Raw genomic sequence first — 19,257 nt, 5'->3', positions numbered from 1 at the left:
TTTGTTTCGTTCAGTTTTCAAAGAACTTGTCCGCCGCTTCAGAAGCGACTTCATCATATTAACATCTTCATTTTTCGATGTCAACTAAGTTTTTAAATTTATTTTTTGTCGTTTTCTGCGTTTCCGCATCAGCGACGTTTATTAATATACCATCATGATTTTTAAATAACAAGTGTTTTTTATAAAAAACACAAAAAAATTATCTATCCTACTTTCTTCTATAGAAAGAACTATTATCCTTCCTACTAAAAATAGTTATTCTGATTGTATACTACTACACTTCATTCAACCAAATTGCATTTCACAATACCTTCCCAGGTTTTCATTCTCTTCTATATTAAAGTTGATAATAATTATCCTTCTATAGAATAACGATATAACTTAGCCGTAAGAAAAAATTCCATCCACATTAAACAATTCCAATGCAAATATAAACTTAAGAATATTGTTAGAATTTTTTTACATTTAATTAATGAAAAATATCCATTTTTTGTTATATAGTAAGAAAGGACGTACTCAACTATAAATAAACCAATGGAGGAATTATTTTATGGATAGGTTAACAAAGTTTTCATTAAAAAACCGAGCTGCCATTATCATCATGATTTTCCTTATTTCCATACTCGGTGTTTATTCCGGCTCTAAATTACCTATGGAATTTTTACCAAGTATCGACAATCCAGCAATTACCGTCACAACCTTATCTCAAGGACTCGATGCTGAAACGATGACAAAAGATGTAACTGATCCTCTCGAAAAACAATTTCGCAATTTAGAACACGTCGACACCATTACTTCTTCTACATACGAGGGATTATCACGTATCGATATTGCGTATACATCAAAAGCAAACATGAAAGATGCAGCACGCGAAGTCGAAAAAGCCGTCAATACAATTAAATTACCTAAAGATGTAACCAAGCCCGTAGTTAGTCAACTAAACACTTCTATGATTCCACTCGCCCAAATTACTATCCAGAAACAAAACGGGTTTTCAAAAGCAGATGAAAAACAAATTGAAAAAGAAATCGTACCACAACTCGAAAACATTGATGGTGTTGCTAATGTTATGTTTTTCGGAAAATCCACCTCTGAATTATCTATCGTACTTGATCCGAACCAATTAAAAAACAAAAACGTAACATCACAGCAGGTACTAACTGTTTTACAAGGAAAAGAAACTTCTACTCCAGCTGGGGCAATTACTGTTAATCAAGAAGAATACAATCTCCGCGTCATCGGGGACATAAAAAATGTAAATGACATTAAAAACATCACTGTGGCACCCCAAGTGAAATTACAAGACATTGCTCAAATCGAAATCAAACAACACTACGATACAATCTCACATATAAACGGCGAAGAAGGAACAGGATTAATCATCATGAAAGAACCGAGTAAAAATGCAGTTGCCATCGGAAAAGAGATTGATAAAAAAGTTAAAGAGATAAATAAGGAATATAAAGATCAATTTTCTATTAAACTTTTGGCTTCAACCCATGAACAAGTTGAAAATGCTGTTACTAGCATGGGAAAAGAAGTAATACTTGGAGCAATCGCTGCAACTCTAATTATCTTAATCTTTTTACGTAACTTCCGAACAACACTCATCGCTGTTGTCAGTATTCCATTATCTATTTTATTAACACTCTTTTTACTACATCAATCTAACATCACACTTAACATTTTAACCCTTGGTGGTTTAGCTGTTGCGGTTGGACGTCTCGTCGATGATAGTATCGTTGTCATCGAGAATATTTTCCGCCGTTTACAAAAAGATTCTTTCTCTAAAAATATTATTCTTGATGCAACGAAAGAAGTCGCCGTCGCAATTACTTCTTCTACTTTAACAACCGTCGCTGTTTTTTTACCTATCGGCCTCGTATCAGGAGCAATCGGAAAATTAATGTTACCTATGGTATTAGCAGTTGTATATTCTATTCTATCATCCTTAATCGTTGCACTAACAGTTGTTCCACTTATGGCTTTTTTACTACTCAAAAAAACAAAGCATCGAAAGCCAAGTTCTTCATCACGATATGTTGCTACGTTAAAGTGGTCTCTTTCTCATAAATTCATTATTCTACTTACTGCATTTTTATTATTTGCAGGATCAATTGCAGCCTATATATTACTACCGAAAGCAAACATAAAATCTGAGGACGACACAATGTTATCTATTAACATGACATTTCCAGCCGATTATAATGCTGAAGCTCAAAAACAAAAAGCATTCGATTTCGAAAAGAAATTACTTTCTAATTCAGATGTAACAGACGTTATTCTACGAATGGGATCTAGCGCAGAAGATGCACAATGGGGGCAAACAACTAAAAATAACCTTGCTAGTATATTTGTAGTCTTTAAAAAAGGTTCTGATATTGATCAATATATTAAAGAGTTAAAAAAGGAAAATAAAACTTTTGAGCCTGCTGAACTTGATTATATAAAAACAAGTTATTCAAGCTCCGGCGGCGGCAACAACTTACAATTTAACGTAACAGCTACTAACGAAGCGGATTTAAAAGAGGCGGCTACTATCGTCGAAACAAAACTAAAAAGCATGGATGATCTTTCTAAAGTAAAAACGAATTTAGAAGACTCTAAGAAAGAATGGCAAATTCATATTGATCAAACAAAGGCTGAACAACTAGGTTTAACACCAGAAATAGCTGCGCAACAAGTAGCATTCCTTATGAAGAAGTCACCTATTGGCGAAATTACAATTAATAATGAAAAAACTACTATTATGATAGAACATAAAAAGGAAAACATTACTAAACAAGAAGATATTTTAAATACAAACATACTATCACCTACTAATGGACCAATTCCTTTAAAAGACATCGCAACTATTTCAGAAAAACAAACGCAAACAGAAATTTTCCATAAAGACGGAAAAGAAACAATTCAAATTACCGCCGAAGCTTCAAATGAAGACTTGAGTAAAGTAAACACAGCAGTAAATAAAGCGATAACTGACTTAGATTTACCTAGCGGTTCAAAAGTAAATATCGCAGGAGCTACTGAATCTATGCAAGAGAATTTTACAGATTTATTCAAAATTATGGGGATTGCAATCGGGATTGTATATTTAATTATGGTTATCACCTTCGGGCAAGCACGCGCTCCTTTTGCAATCCTATTCTCCTTACCGTTAGCTGCTGTCGGTGGTATTTTAGGATTACTCATTTCACGAACACCTGTTGATGTAAATTCCTTGATTGGCGCATTAATGTTAATCGGGATTGTTGTTACAAACGCTATTGTATTAATAGAAAGAGTCCAACAAAATCGGGAACACGGCATGGAAACTAGAGAAGCCTTACTTGAAGCAGGTTCTACTAGACTACGCCCAATTATTATGACAGCTATTACAACAATCGTTGCTATGCTCCCACTCCTATTTGGCCAATCCCAAGCAGGAAGTATGGTATCAAAAAGTTTAGCCGTCGTTGTCATCGGCGGTTTGGCAGTCTCAACTGTTCTTACATTAGTAGTCGTTCCAGTTATGTATGAACTATTAGATAAAATCGGGAGAAAAAGACGCTCCCGTAGGAAAATAAGCACTTCTACAGAAACACCTGATATTTAAAAACAAAAGGCGTTATCTTCACAAATGAAGATAACGCCTTCTCTCTACTTAGTCATATAATCCATCATTTTTTCCACATATTGCTCTATAGGTTTACTAGAATCCACAATCTAAATTACATCTGTTCTTCTTTATAATTAACCACAAATTCAACAATCATTACATCCTTTCCTTCTATATTAAAATACAAAAGAACCCCCTATCTATAAATAGAGAGTTCTCCTTTATAATTTATGCCGCTTTTACCTTTTTCGTTGTTTTACTTTTTCTTTTCGTTCCTGTAAAGCGCTTGTGTAATATAGACGCTATCAAGCGTGAAATAACATTGAATAGTAATACCATAATAATTAATACAGCTGCAGATTTTGTCGCAATCAACTTCGCATCTGGAATAACTCCTTCAGAATTTAATTTCCAAATGTGAACCGCTAATGTTTCAGCTGGTCTAAACGGATTTAAAGGATGCGCAGGGCTCGAGAAATCCGCTGCTGAATTTAAAATCGGGGATGTTAAACCCGCTGTATAAATTAATGCTGCCGCTTCTCCAAATATACGACCCGCCGCTAAAATAATACCTGTAATAATTTGCGGTAATGAAGATGGGATAATAATACGAGCGATTGTTTGCCACTTCGTTGCACCTAATCCAAGACTTGCTTCTTTTACATTATGAGGCACTTCTGAAATCGCATTTTCACAAACACGCGTTAAACCTGGTAAGTTTAAAATAGTTAAAGCAAGAGCACCACCCATTACTGTGTATCCCCAGCCTGTCATTGTAACGAACACCAACAAACCGAATAAACCAACAACAATAGAAGGTAAAGACGCCATTGTCTCAATGCATAAACGAACGAAATTTAAAAAGCGCCCTTGTTTTGCATACTCCGCTAAATATATTCCAGCACCTAACCCAAGAGGAATAGATATAATAAGCGTTATAACAAGCATGTAGAAGGAATTGAATAACTGTGGACCAATCCCACCACCAGCTCTTGTATTACTTGGTTCTCCAAACAAGAAATTAGGATCCCAAAATCCCCATCCCTTTTGTAAAATTTCAAACACTAAGAACACTAGCATAGCTACGACCAAAGCCGCAACCGCATAAAAGATACCTGTCCAAACTTTATTTACCGTTCTTGCATTCATTATTATCGCTCACCTCTTTGTCCAATCGCTCGAATTACTAAAATAAACAGGAATGAAATAACAAGTAAAATCATCGCTAAAGTCCATAGCGCATTGTTCCAAGCAGTTCCGTTCAATGTATTCGTCATGTCCATTGTTAAAATACCAGTTAACGTCGCTGTTGGACTATATATACCTTCTGGTAATTTAATCGTATTCCCGATTACCATTTGAACCGCTAGCGCTTCACCGAAAGCACGCGCTAAGCCTAAAACAACACCTGTTAAAATCCCTTTTTTCGCAGCAGGAACAATCACTCGGCTAATCGCTTGCCATTTCGTTGATCCTAGACCATAAGAAGCTTCTAAATAATCAAATGGAACAGAACGTATTGCATCAGAAGCGATACTAGCAATAGTAGGTAAAATCATAATACTTAATACAACAATACCTGCAATTAAACTAAAGCCCACTCCCCCAAACGAATCACGTAATAGTGGTACTAAAATCGTAACCCCTAATAATCCGTATACAACCGAAGGAATACCAACTAACAATTCTAGAACAGGCTTCAATACTTTATTTCCAAACTTCGGCGAAATTAAATTCATGAATATAGCAAGAGCTATAGCAATTGGTGCACTAATAATGACCGCACCTAACGAAACCACCGTTGAACCTACAATGAAAATCAAAGCCCCAAAGGATCCTTGATCAGCATTTGGATTCCATTTTGTCGATGTTAACATCTCAGTAAACGAGATACCACTTTGTGTAAAAGATTGAATACCTTTACCACAAATAAATGCAATAATAGCTAATGTAATTAAAACAATAAAAATACCGCAAAACGTAACAAGTGATCTTCCTATATATTCACTTTTCACGTAATTAATTTGTTTTTTCCCCTTCATCACAGGACAGACCCCACTTCACAGATTGAAATGAACAGGACTGACCTTGCAGCCAGCCCCATAAAACTTTATTACTTATTTAATTTAGACATTGGAATGTAGCCCATATCTTCTACTTGCTTTTCAAAGTCTTTACCTTTTACATAATCGATGTAAGCTTTTGTTGCTTCTTTCGCTTCACCTTTTGTTACCATATACTCGTAAGACCAGAATGGATATTTACCAGACGCAATGTTTTCAACTTTCGGTTCAGCACCATCAATTTTCACTGTTTGTAGTGCACCTTTTTTATCTCCAACCATATAAGACATTGCTAAATAACTTACTGAACCTGGAGTAGAATTGATAGCTTGCTCTACTGCACCGTTAGAATCTTGTGTTGTACCAGTTCCATCATTAATTTTCGCGTCTTTCATAATCGTTTTTTCAAATGTAGCACGTGTACCAGATGAAGCCGGACGATTAATTACGTTGATTTTTTCATCTTTTCCGCCTACTTCTTTCCAGTTTGTTACTTTTCCAGTGAAGATATCTTGTACTTGTTGCACCGTTAAGTTATCAACTTTTACATCTTTATTTACGACAAGAGCGAATGCAATACCCGCTACCTTGTTATCTACTAATTCTTTCGCCTTTTCAGCATCTTTTATTTTATCTCCGGCCGGAACATCTGAATTACCAATTTGTACTGCACCAGATGCTACTTGGTTAATCCCAGTTCCACTACCGCCACCTTGGACTTGAATAGAAACTTTTGAATTTTTCTCCATGAATTTCTTTCCAGCTTCCTCCGCAAGAGGTAGAAGAGCTGTAGAACCAGCTGCTGCAATCGTACCTGATAATTCTTGTTTTGTATTATCGCTTCCTTTAGCAGTTTCTTTACTAGTTGTATCTTCTGCTTTCCCACACCCAACTAATGCTCCTGCTACCACTAAAGCTGCTAAAGAAAATTTAATACCTTTTTTCATAACCATGTCTTGTACCCCCATTTGGATTATCACTTTTCGAATTCATTTTCTTTCGAACACAAATTCATTGTAGGACAACAATATTATGTGAGTGTTAAGCAATTTTTAATTTTAAGTAAATGACGATAATAATCCTTAAAAGCTAGGAATCCCAACATTTGTAGTTAAAGAAGCAAACAAAAACCACACTAACTATGCTGTAATGTAAATTTATTCTTAACAATGTAAATTCAATGTAAATGTTTTTCTATCTTTTTCCCTTTTAGTTAAAGTTACATTTACAATTCCGCTGTATTTTGTAACTTTTTCACGCCTATTTTATGCACATTAAAAAGAATTTCAGTAATATTTTTTAGTACAACTAAATAAATTGGAACAATTCTAAAATTAAATGAATATTTTTAAAGTACTAATTGACAGCATCATCCAATGTAGTCTACTATATTACTAACAAAAAGTTTACCTAAGGAAACTTTTTAAACTAACACTAACAATATAGAGAAGAGGTAACTTTTATGGTATCGGCTAATACTAAACCCCTTTCCGAGTTTAAAACAGGGGAATTTGTACAAATTGAGAAGATACAATTAGAAGGAACTATGAAACGACGTTTATTAGATTTGGGATTTATCCCTGGGGCAACGATTAAAGTATTGCAACGCAGTCCACTTGGAGATCCGGTCGCTTATCAAGTGAGCAACACAACTATTGCACTACGCAAAGAAGAAAGCTCCCTTATTTTCGGGGTATTAATAGGAGATGATTTCAGATGAGCAAACATCGTATCGCTTTAGCTGGTAACCCGAATACCGGGAAAAGTACATTATTTAATACTTTAACAGGCTTAAAACAACATACTGGAAACTGGACGGGGAAAACTGTTTTAAAAGCTGAAGGAGAATATGAACATAACGGAAGTAATTATACATTAATAGATTTACCCGGAACTTACTCGCTATACTCAAATTCCGCAGACGAAGAAGTAGCGAGGGATTATATTATATTTGAAAAACCAGAAGTAACTGTAGTTGTCATAGACGCAACTGCTATGGAAAGAAATTTAAATTTAGCACTACAGGTGATGGAGATGACAAATAATGTAGTCATTTGCATTAACTTAATTGATGAAGCAGAGAAAAAAGGCATTGTTATTGATGAAAAGAAATTAGCAAAATCACTTGGTGTACCTGTCGTTAAAATTTCAGCACGTAATCGAGTGGGTATTGGTCATTTGCTAAATGTTATTGCGAAAGTAGCAAATAAAAAACTAATTCCAACACCAATTAAAATTACTTACAGCGAAAAAATCGAAAATATGATTCAAGAATTAGAACCACAAATTTATAAAGTGTTCGGTGATACGTATCCAGCACGTTGGATTGCGTTACGTATATTAGATGGAGATAAAAATTTCTTAACTACACTTCAAAAACACCATAATGAACCGCTTGTAAGGGAGGTCGTAATTAATGGAATCTCACTCAGCCAGTAAAGCTCTTCCATTAGACTATATTATTCAACACGCACAAACACTTTCAAAAGAAGATATACGAGATGATATAGTCGGAGATATTTACCGAACATCTGCAAGCATATGTAAAGAATCCGTTCAATATACAAATACTGATAAATTATATCGTTCCGAAAAACTAGATAAAGTTTTCACATCTCCAATCTGGGGATTCCCAATTATGCTCGGTATTTTATCTATTATTTTTTATCTTACAATTGCAGGTGCTAACGTACCATCTGATATGATTGCCGAATTCTTCGGATGGGCTGAAGGATATTTAACATCTTGGTTCCAAGCTGCTCATGCACCTGAATGGTTACATGGCATTTTAATACTTGGTTTATTCCGTGGTATCGGTGCTGTTATTAGTGTTATGTTACCCCCTATGGCAATCTTTTTTCCTATGTTCGCGCTATTAGAAAACTACGGATACTTACCACGTGTCGCGTTTAATATGGACCGCTTATTCAAACGATCTGGTGCACACGGGAAACAATCTTTAACAATGGCAATGGGATTTGGTTGTAATGCAGCAGCCATTATGTCAACACGTATCATTGAATCACCACGTGAACGTATGCTAGCAATTTTAACGAACAACTTCGTTCCTTGTAACGGTCGCTGGCCTATGTTAATTTTAATGGCTTCACTATTTATGGCTGCTGGTTATACAGGCAGTATGCAAACATTGGTTACTGCTGGCGTTGTAGTTGGAATGGTTGTAATTGGTGTTATTATGACATTAACTGTTTCTTGGGTACTATCAAAAACAGCTTTAAAAGGGGTTCCAACTCACTACACACTTGAGTTACCTCCGTACCGCAAGCCAAAAGTTTGGAATACAATTGTTCGGGCAACACTCGATAAATCAATCTACGTTTTAAAACGAGCTATAGTTGTTGCTGCCCCTGCGGCTGCATTAACTTGGTTACTTGCTAACATTTTTATCGGTGACACAAGCTTACTTATGTATTTTGTAAATTTCCTAGATCCATTTGCTAAAATGTTAGGACTTGACGGGTTTATTCTAGCTGCATTCATTCTTGGACTACCCGCTAATGAAATTGTAATCCCAATTTTATTAATGTCTTACTTATCAACTGGGGCTTTAACTGAAATAGATGATTTTAATCAAATTAAAAATCTATTCCTAGAAAATGGCTGGACTTGGTTAACAGCGTTAAACACAATGTTGTTCTCACTTCTTCATTTCCCGTGCGGAACAACACTGGTTAACATATACAAAGAAACAAAAAGTGCAAAATGGACATTCTTATCGTTTGCAATCCCTACCGTTATCGCCATTGTTGTTACATTCCTCTCTACACAATTGGTACATTGGTTAGGGCTTGTATAAAACAAAGCATACATAGAAGGCATCCCCCTTCACATATGCTTTGCCCGAAAGAAACCTGAAGATCATTCAGGTTTCTTTTTTTGCACATCAGTATTCCACGGCTGCGCTCCATACGTTGTGAGTTTTTTATGAATGAAATATATAGCCCCTGGCAGCACCGCCATTAATATCGTGCAACTAATTCCCAATCCAGTAAACAACTTATATCACCTTATTTCACTCTTTTCGGTAAAGCTGAACCTGAATGTTCAATTGTTGGATGAACATGAACAGTAATTTCAGCATTACTAAAGTAATTTTCGCCTTGATCCCAATTCTTACTTATTTTTGTCCATTCTTTATAATTATGTCGTTTATACACTTCCCCTAACTCTAATACATCTACCTTATATTTTTTTTGAACAAGCTTAATCGATTTTTGAATACGCTCCTCCATTTCTTCCGATATATCCCTCTCTAAACGCTTTTCATTCAAAACCTTTTTATGATCACTAAAGTGCAACTCAGCTATTGTACCTTCCAAAAATAAATGAATATTAAATTTCGGTTTTGTAGCATTCGTTGTGGATACTTTAATTTTTCGACGTAACTTATGAATTTCATATGTAATAAGTTGATTCTTTTTACGGATGGTAAAAAAACCTCCAATTTTTTTACCTATTATATAATTCATCCCTAATGTTTCTTCCCCACTCAAATTGCCTACACACTTATTATCCTTTCCACGAAACAATGCTGCACCGTTCATTTGTACTCCTTGCTTTGTTAGTTCCAGAATAGGCAATACGAAACTTCGGTTAGAGATCATCTTTTCCTGCACCTCACCAATTCTTGCAGCCTCAATCATTTGGGCATTTTTCGGAGGGTGTTCAGCTAACATATCAATATACTGCGCCGGTAAATTTTCAGGCTTGGCACTTTGTTTTAAAATAGCTTCGGCATTTTTATTAGAAACGAACAAACGAATATTTCTTCTCATCTCATGATCGCGAATATATACATCTAACGTATTTTGTAAAATGTATGGATGTGAAAGTAATTCTTCAGAGAAAATAATCACCTGTATATGAGGGAAAAATAATGTTCGACTAATTTTTTTAGCGATTATTCTTATTTGTTCAAACACACTATCTGCTTTCGCACTAACATTAATATAATTTTCGCTATCCCCCCCACCCCCTTGTCCGCCCTGTTGAGACAATTTACTGGGGAGTACCATCTGATAGGTCCCTTTCATAATTGGATTCGCTTTCTTCTCCTTCACAATATCGTAAGCCGCTCCTACTACAAATCCTCTTTCTTCTATCTCTTCTAACTCAGAACACCCACTCATACATCCAGTTAAAGCCATAACCATTATAATTTTAAGAAGGTGTTTCATTTCCACCATTCCTTCTTTTTATTTTATATACAATTAAAACGAGCAAAGGCGCTAACACAACAACTCCCATATCTATCCAAGCTAAATAAGTCCCATAACTTGATAAAGTATTCAAACTACTAGGTATCATATTCACCATAAAAATAATCGGGGCACTTACGAAAATAAAAATATGTTTCTTCACTTTCGGAAACATAGCACAAAACAATAAAGATGCGACGTCATAATACATTGCCGTAGTGTTATAAATAGTAATAATCCAAGTCGTAAAAAAAATCGCATCAAACCTTTCTAAAAATCCTCCACCAATTTCAATTTCTTTCCCTAATTCAATTGTTGGATATGTCAATCCACGTGTTGTCATATACGTAAAAACACTAATACAAGTTACATAAATTAAAATGTACGACAACACGTTTACCATCACCGCTTTCGCAACTGCCATTGGCGCTTTTTTCGCTGCCTTATCATTTAGCAACACCGCATAAAACAGAGCTACTTCAAATCCAATAAACGTAAAAATAGAATTTTTAACTCCAACAGCATATTGACTTACTTTAGTTTGAAAAGCTGGTAGTAAATTATTTATTTCCATTAAATTTATATTCAATAAAGAAAGAAGCACTATCGCAATTAAAACAATAGGTAAGAATAAAACATTTAACCTTAATAAGGCCGCTCTTGATCCTGCTATTCCGTAAATAACAACTAATAAGAAAAAGAAAGACAATAGTTGTATTGGTGTATCACTAAATAAATACGTTTGAGAAATAACTGAAATCATTCGCGATTCATATGCTGTCAAAGCAGCAAACGTTAATACTAAAATGCTACTAATTGTGTATGCAACAGGCTTCGTCAAATGCGCACTCGTATATTGAACAAAGTTTTGTTTTGGGAATAAGATAGCCACTCTCGTCACAAACCAGCCTAAAACTGCACAGACCAATCCACCCAAAAGCAAAATAACCCAACCGTCCGAAAATAAAGTTTGGCTAGCGATATCTCTTGGCATAGACAATGCCCCTATACCAATAATTGTTGACGATACCGCAAATCCAATTTCCCGAGATCCAATCTCTTCATCGCCATACTCAAATGGTTTCAATTATTTTCGCTCCTTTGGACGTATTGTAGAATCTTTTGTTTGTAAGTACTCTGGTCTATCTTTCAACATCGATTTTGGCATGCGAATAAATTCTTCTTTCCAATCTTTATAAAATGCAGGAGCAATTGGAGTTGTATACGGTATACCAACACTCGTTAAATTTGTAATATGAATAGCAAGTGCGATCAGAGCTAGAATAATCCCATACAACCCAAAAGCCGTTGCAGCTAACACAAAGACAAAAAGTAAAATTCGGAACGTAATTGTAATACTATATACAGGAAGCGAGAACGTAGCAATCGCAGTAACCGCAATAATAATAACTAAAAACGGATTTACAATTCCTGCATTTACCGCAGCTTCTCCAATTACAAGACCTCCTACAATCCCTATCGTTTGTCCCATCGGTTTCGGCAATCGGATTCCAGCTTCTCGTATTAATTCCATAGTCAAGGCCATCATTAACGTTTCAATATATGCTGGAAACGGAACACCTTCCCTCGCACCCGCAATTGAATAAGCCAGTTTAGAAGGAATAAGTCCTTGATGATAAGATACAAGCGCTACATACATAGCTGGTAACAAAACCGCAATTATACCTGATCCCATACGTAAAAATCTTAATAACGTTCCAATCACCCAGCGCTCGTAATGATCTTCTACAGATTGAAAAATATCAACAAATACGAGTGGCGCGATAAGAGCAAATGGGGATCCATCTACTAAAATGGCCGCCTTCCCTTTCGCTAATGAGGCTATAATATTATCAGGCCTCTCCGTATTCAAAAATTGTGGAAATGGGGATAAATTATTATCCTGAATTAATTGTTCAATCGTACCTGTTTCCAAAACGACATCTGTCACTATTGATTGAAGACGGCGATCTAACTCTTTTACAATGTGAGGATTAATAATATCTTCTATATATACTAGGGTTACTTCTTTCTGCGATCGCTTCCCCATAATATAAGATTGGAACCTCAACTTTGGATCGCGTAAACTGCGTCGGATTAACATTTTATTCACATTAATATCTTCATTTAATCCTACTCTCGGTCCGCGTATTAAATCTTCTGTCACTGGTGGCTCTAAACTTCTCTTCTCCCAAGCCCTACTATTAATAACGATAGCAGTTTGAATATTATCAATTAATATAACTGTATCTCCCGCTAAAATCGCATTCATAATATCTGGAAACTTCGTCTTTACACCCACTTCTGCGATAGAAATAAAACGATCCAATAACGTTTGAACAACAGCTTCCTCATTTTGAATTTCTTCGTATTGCAGTGTGCGAATGACATATTTATAAACATTATCCTTATCTGTTAATCCACATAAAAACACAACCGCACAACGTGTAAAACTCCCAGCAAGAGCAACTTCTCTAATTGTTAAATCATTAGGTGAACCTAACTCATCCCTAATTTCTTTCATAACTTCAAATAAGTTACCTTCAAGCTCTAACAATTTCCCCACCTAACTTCCTTTTCAACAAGTTTTTAGTTAGATTCCGCTAATAGAAGAAAATATATACAAAAAAGAGCTATCTCTTTGCAAAGATAGCTCCAATAAACGAATTACTTTTCTACTATTGTAGTGTTTTTCTTTATAAATACACCTTTTGTAAATCCACTAACTACAAACATCACAATCATATTAATTAACAATGCGACTATGCCCACATTCAAATCTTTTATATACTGCGGAAAACTCGGAAACATCGTAGCTATAGTTGAGCCAGATAAGGTAATATATGCGACCACTAACAGCCCAACTCCCATTCCTGCAATCGCTCCTTGCTTCGTAACAATTTGGCGTGGAAACAAGCTACATACAAGTGCAGGGAAAAGTTGCGTAACGATACTGTACCCCATTAAGAGAAGCGCTCCTATTGTTTCCCCTCCTTTAAATGTAAATAAAACTGCCACGAGCGTTACTACAGGCACAAATAATTTTGCCATCTTAGCAACTTGTCTATCTGAAGCAGATGGAACAATCGTTCGATAAATATTTTTTGCTAACAGTGTAGAAGCCGCCATAACAAGCATAGAGCCTGGAACCAATGCCGTTAATACTCCCGCACTACCAATAATCCCAATAAACCAAGGATCAAAAGTTTGTAAAGCAAGACGGACTAACGAAAGATCTACATCTGCTCCCTTTAACCCAGGAACTTGCAATATAGCAGCAAACCCTGCAAAAAATACGAAAAGTAACACTAAAGAATACAATGGCATAATTGCTGCATTTTTACGAAATACTTTTTCATTTTTTGCAGAAAAAGCAGAAGCAAATGTATGAGGCCACATATAGAAGCCGAGGGCCGTTAATATAATAGTAGAAACAAACCAAGAAATACTCATTCCTTCTTCAGGTAAAGATAAAAACCCCGGTTTCGCTGCTTCTACAGCTTCAAACATCGGCTGAAATCCTCCATAATAATGATACGGTAAATATATACCTAAAAACATAACGATAAACAGTATCATAATATCCTTCAAAGCAGCCGTCCAAGCTGAACCGTGTATACCTGAAACCATTACATATATAGTTATAACAATGGCACCAATCCAAACCGCAACAACAGGTGACACCCTTCCGTAAGACGCTTCTGAAACGATAATTCCCAGTCCTTTTAACTGTAAAACAAGATATGGGATGATGGAAACAACACCAACAATTGAGACAATAAGTCCAAGCGCTTTACTTCTATATTTCTTCGCAAAAAAATCCGACTGTGAAACAAGGTTATGCTCTTTCGCATACTTCCAAATCGGTGGCAATAAAAAATACGATAAAAGATAAGCTAAAGCGCCATAACCTAAAATATAAAAGGTAGGCGCGCCTTTACTATACGCCCAACCGCTTCCCCCTAAAAATGTAAACGTCGTATAAATTTCACCTGCCATAAGGAGAAAAACAAAAATAGTGCCAAATCCTCTTCCCCCAACTGACCATTGCTCTAAATCCATATCTTTTCCATGTTGTGCCCGAATCCCTAAAAATAATGCGAGAAACAAAAATAAAATAATGATAAGTAATGCAGTCATTTTACATCCTCCTTATTAGCAGGATCAAACACGTACACAAGCCCCATACAAAGAGATGTAATAAACACTGATAATAATACCCAAAATAATAAAAATGGCATCCCTAATACGTAAGGAGTAACTGAATTCGCAAATATTGGCCCAACTACTAAACAAAGAACTGGAATAAGCGCTAGGATGTATATTTTCTTCATCTCATTCTCCTTTACTTATAAAATTCATAATGGCTGATACAAAGACTTCGACTCCAATCGGTAATGCATCTTCGTCAATTGTAAAACGAGGGTGATGGTGAGGATATATAATACCTTTCTCTTTATTTCCTGCTCCGATAAAAAAGAATGTCCCCGGTGCCTTTTGTAAAAACGCTGAAAAATCTTCTCCAGCCATCGTCGGCTGTAAACGAACAACTCTATCCCTTCCATAAAGTTGTAATGCCGTTTGTTCAATAAGATCTGTAGCTTCATAGTCATTTACAACTGGTCGATATCCATATTCATATGAAAATGTATATTTCGCTCCGTAAGATTCCGTAATATACTTCACAATCCGCTCAATCTTCTTCTCTGTTTCACCTCGTAATTCATGTCTTAAACTTCTCACTGTCCCTTCAATCTCCGCTTGCTCTGGTATTACATTATGAGTTGTCCCCGCATGAAATTGTGTAACAGATATTACGAGAGAATCTAATGGATTCGTGAGGCGAGATACAATTTGCTGAAGTTGCGAAACGACTTGTGTTCCGATTGCGATACTATCCACCGTTTCATGAGGGATTCCAGCATGTCCACCTTTTCCCTCTATCTTAATTTTAAAAACATCCGGTGCAGCCATTGCAGGACCATAAATAACGCCTATTTTCCCAACCTCTAACGACGCCCAAAGGTGAGCACCAATAATATAATCCACACCTTCCATTACACCTGCAGCAACCATCTCCTCTGCACCACCAGGGAAATTCTCTTCAGCATGTTGGAATAGAAAACGAATCTCCCCTTTAATCTTCTCTCTTTCTTCCACTAACTTATGTACGACTCCAAGTAATATCGCTATATGTCCATCATGACCGCATGCATGCATCACACCTTTATATGTAGAAATAAAATCAAACTCATTTTCTTCATGAATAGGAAGAGCATCCATATCGGCTCGAACCGCAACTGTTTTGCCCGGCTGTTTACCTACTAACTTTGCCATCACACTATATTTAGTCGGCCGTGACACTTCTAAATACGGGGATTTTCGAAGTATGTCGAACACAAACTGCGATGTTTTTTCTTCTTGAAAAGATAACTCTGGATACTTATGAAAATGCCTTCTCCACTCAACTAACTGATTTTTTGACAAAACAAGTTCCTTTGCAACATCCATACCCCTTCACTCCTTCTTCACCAAGTTAAATGTTATTATAACGTGAATTGTTAACTTTTAAAAGAATCTTCTGAATTTTCAGTGATGATAAACTAAAAAGAAAAAGCCATCCAAAAGATGGCTTTTTCATTATCATAAAATAGTAATTGCTTGTTTTCCCATTTGCTCCCAAGCTTTCTCAAATTCTGCTCGTGGAACAGCCAAACGCGGATTATTTTTAAGAGGATCATTTACATATACAAAGTTTTGATCATATCCAATTACTACTGCACTATGCTCATAATATGTAATTTTCACTTCGCCCGAACTCGTATTCCATGTTTCAAAACTACTTTCAGCTAGCGGCTTAAACGTCGTATTGATAATGACCCATACCGGTGAACCAGAACTAATTACTTTATATATATCTTGCATGTCTCTACCTGTTAAATTAATTACTTTTTCAGGAACATATTTTTCTGCTAAATTAAAAATCGGTTGATTATATACACCATATCCAGGCTCTGCCTTTGTGTAAATATTTCCAACAAACCCTTCGTAAGGATTTCCCCGTACGCCATTTTGTTCAAATGGAACGCGATGAATTTCGCTAGCAAGTTGCATCTTATCTACTTGTACACCTTTATATTGCAGCAACATAGCTAAACTTGTCACTTCACATCCTCGAGGTAATTCTGGTAATTGTTTAATAAACGGAACATCTTCAATCATAGCTGCTTCTTTCATTTCAGATAGAAACTCTAAGCGTAGAACTTGCGCCTTTTGCATGATTTTATCTTTTCCTATAAAAAATGCAGCAGCAAGTATAATCCCAAAAACAAAAAGATATTTTAACTTTTTCATTATAAACAAAACTCCATTAATTATTATTTTACAGACACAACTCTTATCATTGTACCCTTCTTCTTACTAGTTTGCTAGAAAGATCATGTGAATTATCGCTCATAGAATTAATTATAAAAATTCTAATTATTTTTAATAAAAAGAAAAATAAATATACATTTCCAGAATATTTTGCTAAAATCAAAATTGTTAACATAGTGAAGATATCACCATGTTAACAAACATTCTTAGAGTATTTAGTCATAGTTCGTTTTTTTACATACTCCATTCATTTCATAGCAAATAAACCGAGTGTGTGTTGCATCCCCCACTAATGATTAAAAACTCAGAATAAAACGAAGTTCACACATTCAAGAAAATACGGGGTGAGGGGCATATGAATCAACAAATTGAACAAACAGATTTAAAACGAACAATGAAAAGTAGACACCTATTTATGATTGCACTCGGCGGCGTTATCGGAACCGGTCTATTTATGGGATCTGGTCAAATCGTCCATAATGCCGGACCTGGGGGTGCTATTCTTGCATTTTTAGTCGGTGGATTTGTTATGTATTTAACGATGTTATGTCTTGGTGAATTATCCGTTGCTATGCCAGAAGCAGGTTCATTCCAAAGCTATGCAAGCAAATTTATTTCACCTGGTTTTGGATTTGTTGTCGGTTGGATGTATTGGCTAAATTGGGCTGTTACGGTGGGAGTAGAGTTAACAACTGTAAGTATTTTAATGAAACGCTGGTTTCCAGACGTTTCTTCATGGATTTGGTGCGTTACATTTGCAGCAGCACTCTTCCTCGTAAACGCTTTATCAGCAAAAGCATATGCAGAAGCAGAGTTTTGGTTCGCAAGTGTAAAAGTCGCGACAATTGTTATTTTCATCGTACTTGGTGGCGCTGTTATGTTCGGTCTACTAGACTTTAATGGAAAGCCAGCTCCAATGCTTCATAATTTCACTGAAAATGGCGGGCTATTTCCAAACGGCGCATTAGCTGTTCTTCTTACGATGATTACAGTAAATTACTCCTTCCAAGGAACAGAATTAATCGGAATCGCTTCAGGAGAAAGTGAAAACCCTGAAAAAACAATTCCAAAAGCAATCAAAAACACAATTTGGCGAACTCTCTTCTTCTTCGTCTTAGCGATATCAGTTGTTGTAGGTTTACTCCCATGGCAAGAGGCTAATCTAGTCGAAAGTCCCTTTGTACTTGTTTTTGATGTAGCCGGTGTACCATATGCAGCAGACATTATGAACTTCGTTATTATTACAGCTGTATTATCCGTTGCTAACTCTGGTCTATACGCAAATTCTCGTATGCTTTGGGCGATGGCAAAACAAGGAATGGCAAGTCCAGCATTTACGAAATTAACTAAAAAAGGTGTACCGCTAAATGCACTAATTTTCAGCCTAATTTTCGCTAGCCTTTCTTTATTAACAAGTGTATTTGCGGCAGATACTGTCTTTCTAGTTTTAACATCTATTGCAGCAATGGCTGCTGTTGTCGTGTGGATGTCAATCGCCGCTTCACAGTTTTTCTTCCGTAGAAATTTCGTGAAAAATGGTGGCGACATAAATGATTTAAAATATCGTACACCGCTCTATCCGCTAGTTCCAATCGTAGCGTTCTCACTTAATTTCATTACATTTGTTAGTTTGGCTTTCATTCCAGATCAAAGAATTGCTCTTTATTGTGGCATTCCATTTATGATTATTTGTTACATTTTATACCAAGTTAAATATAAAAAAGTTGTCACACTTGAACAGCCACGAACTGTCACACGAGAAATAAACTAAATATACAAAATATTCAGCTATCTTCCTTATGATAAGATAGCTTTTTTCTATTTCTTGGATATCCTGGTATAACTTTATTTATCTTAAAATTTTCACAATCACGTTTTTCTCTGGAAAATAGTTTACAATGTAATCAAGTTACAAATGATATTCACCTTAAAAAGTGTGCATTTGTGTCTATTTTTTAACAATATATCAAAAACTATTGCCTTCTATAAATTAATAGGTTTA

General features: G+C 35.7%; 16 protein-coding genes and 1 pseudogene. 5 read left to right on the top strand and 12 right to left on the bottom strand.

Features of this window, described 5'->3' with window-relative positions:
- Positions 1-550 precede the first annotated feature (550 nt).
- Positions 551-3,595, top strand: a complete 3,045-nt coding sequence (locus RT27_RS24915; protein ID WP_016083490.1) for an efflux RND transporter permease subunit — start codon at positions 551-553, stop codon at positions 3,593-3,595.
- A 44-nt stretch (positions 3,596-3,639) separates the two neighbouring features.
- On the opposite strand, the pseudogene RT27_RS36275 reads toward RT27_RS24915, so the two are convergent.
- The 4 genes and pseudogenes from RT27_RS36275 to RT27_RS24900 all read right to left on the bottom strand — a co-directional run.
- A pseudogene (locus tag RT27_RS36275) lies at positions 3,640-3,705 on the bottom strand (ATP-binding protein); the annotation flags it as partial.
- 121 nt (positions 3,706-3,826) lie between these two features.
- A complete protein-coding gene (pstA, locus tag RT27_RS24910) occupies positions 3,827-4,747 on the bottom strand; it encodes a phosphate ABC transporter permease PstA (RefSeq protein WP_016083491.1) in 921 nt (306 codons plus the stop codon).
- A 2-nt stretch (positions 4,748-4,749) separates the two neighbouring features.
- Complete coding sequence (pstC, locus tag RT27_RS24905; protein WP_000676676.1) at positions 4,750-5,640, bottom strand: phosphate ABC transporter permease subunit PstC; 891 nt, start codon at positions 5,638-5,640, stop codon at positions 4,750-4,752.
- A gap of 71 nt (positions 5,641-5,711) precedes the next feature.
- Positions 5,712-6,614: a phosphate ABC transporter substrate-binding protein PstS family protein gene (locus RT27_RS24900; protein WP_029441648.1), complete on the bottom strand. Its 903-nt coding sequence runs from the start codon at positions 6,612-6,614 to the stop codon at positions 5,712-5,714.
- 509 nt (positions 6,615-7,123) lie between these two features.
- On the opposite strand from RT27_RS24900, the gene RT27_RS24895 reads away from it, so the two are divergent.
- The 3 genes from RT27_RS24895 to RT27_RS24885 are packed head-to-tail and all read left to right on the top strand — an operon-like array spanning position 7,124 to position 9,478.
- Entirely contained in the window at positions 7,124-7,381 is a 258-nt protein-coding gene (locus tag RT27_RS24895) for a FeoA family protein (RefSeq protein ID WP_000252989.1), read from the top strand.
- Positions 7,378-8,100, top strand: coding sequence for a FeoB small GTPase domain-containing protein (locus RT27_RS24890; protein ID WP_000033865.1), 723 nt, complete (start codon positions 7,378-7,380; stop codon positions 8,098-8,100). The genes RT27_RS24895 and RT27_RS24890 overlap by 4 nt, the downstream gene beginning before the upstream one ends.
- Positions 8,078-9,478, top strand: a complete 1,401-nt coding sequence (locus tag RT27_RS24885) for a nucleoside recognition domain-containing protein (RefSeq protein WP_000443618.1) — start codon at positions 8,078-8,080, stop codon at positions 9,476-9,478. Before RT27_RS24890 ends, RT27_RS24885 begins: the two co-directional genes overlap by 23 nt.
- A gap of 62 nt (positions 9,479-9,540) precedes the next feature.
- Here the strand turns inward: RT27_RS24885 and RT27_RS35370 are convergent, their stop codons facing one another.
- The 8 genes from RT27_RS35370 to RT27_RS24850 all read right to left on the bottom strand — a co-directional run bounded on the left by RT27_RS35370 (position 9,541) and on the right by RT27_RS24850 (position 17,234).
- Positions 9,541-9,678 (bottom strand): hypothetical protein, encoded by a 138-nt coding sequence (locus RT27_RS35370; RefSeq protein WP_000493991.1) that lies wholly within the window; start codon positions 9,676-9,678, stop codon positions 9,541-9,543.
- Positions 9,679-9,689: 11 nt separating this feature from the next.
- On the bottom strand, positions 9,690-10,859 hold the full coding sequence (gerLC, locus tag RT27_RS24880) for a spore germination protein GerLC (protein WP_016083493.1): 1,170 nt from the start codon (positions 10,857-10,859) through the stop codon (positions 9,690-9,692).
- Positions 10,843-11,967, bottom strand: a complete 1,125-nt coding sequence (gene gerLB / locus RT27_RS24875) for a spore germination protein GerLB (protein WP_016083494.1) — start codon at positions 11,965-11,967, stop codon at positions 10,843-10,845. The genes gerLC and gerLB overlap by 17 nt, the downstream gene beginning before the upstream one ends.
- Positions 11,968-13,446: a spore germination protein GerLA gene (gene gerLA / locus RT27_RS24870; protein ID WP_103574563.1), complete on the bottom strand. Its 1,479-nt coding sequence runs from the start codon at positions 13,444-13,446 to the stop codon at positions 11,968-11,970. It abuts the gene before it with no gap.
- A 101-nt stretch (positions 13,447-13,547) separates the two neighbouring features.
- A complete protein-coding gene (locus tag RT27_RS24865) occupies positions 13,548-15,020 on the bottom strand; it encodes a sodium:solute symporter (RefSeq protein WP_043937923.1) in 1,473 nt (490 codons plus the stop codon).
- Positions 15,017-15,214: a DUF3311 domain-containing protein gene (locus tag RT27_RS24860; RefSeq protein WP_000725525.1), complete on the bottom strand. Its 198-nt coding sequence runs from the start codon at positions 15,212-15,214 to the stop codon at positions 15,017-15,019. The genes RT27_RS24865 and RT27_RS24860 overlap by 4 nt, the downstream gene beginning before the upstream one ends.
- 1 nt (position 15,215) lies before the next feature.
- On the bottom strand, positions 15,216-16,391 hold the full coding sequence (locus tag RT27_RS24855) for an amidohydrolase (protein WP_016083497.1): 1,176 nt from the start codon (positions 16,389-16,391) through the stop codon (positions 15,216-15,218).
- A gap of 132 nt (positions 16,392-16,523) precedes the next feature.
- The gene (locus RT27_RS24850) at positions 16,524-17,234 is read right to left on the bottom strand and encodes a C39 family peptidase (protein ID WP_000734491.1); all 711 of its coding nucleotides are present in this window, start codon (positions 17,232-17,234) and stop codon (positions 16,524-16,526) included.
- 376 nt (positions 17,235-17,610) lie between these two features.
- Here RT27_RS24850 and RT27_RS24845 point away from each other — a divergent pair, with 376 nt between their 5' ends.
- Positions 17,611-19,026 (top strand): amino acid permease, encoded by a 1,416-nt coding sequence (locus RT27_RS24845; RefSeq protein WP_016083498.1) that lies wholly within the window; start codon positions 17,611-17,613, stop codon positions 19,024-19,026.
- The last annotated feature ends 231 nt before the right edge of the window (positions 19,027-19,257 follow it).

It is taken from the genome of Bacillus sp. L_1B0_5 (genome assembly GCF_000836715.1).
Lineage (GTDB): Bacteria > Bacillota > Bacilli > Bacillales > Bacillaceae_G > Bacillus_A > Bacillus_A thuringiensis_S.
This window is presented reverse-complemented; position numbering and strand designations above follow the sequence as displayed.